Here is a 267-nt window from a genome sequence, read left to right on the forward strand (position 1 = left end):
GCGCGGGTCCGGCTACGCAAGCCCCAGCGGGTCACACTGCACACCTGGAGTTTCGCCCAGCTCGGCGCCTTCATCGCCTACAAGGCCGAACGCGCCGGTGCCCCGGTGGTCTTCGTGGACCCGCGCCACACCTCGCAGGAGTGCTCGGCGTGCGGCCACATCGACAAGAAGAACCGGCCCGACCAGGCCACCTTTAAATGCACGTCGTGCGGCTTCGCTGAGCACGCCGACGTCAACGCAGCCCGCAACATCGCCGCACGCGGCAAC

Annotated in this window: 1 protein-coding gene; it reads left to right on the forward strand. The window is 68.5% G+C overall.

What is annotated here, in order from left to right:
• Window positions 1-267 (forward strand): zinc ribbon domain-containing protein (locus HUX53_RS38235; protein ID WP_176408149.1); only part of this gene is annotated, 267 nt, incomplete at both ends.

Source organism: Actinomadura sp. BRA 177 (assembly GCF_013372625.1).
In the GTDB taxonomy this organism is placed as follows: domain Bacteria; phylum Actinomycetota; class Actinomycetes; order Streptosporangiales; family Streptosporangiaceae; genus Spirillospora.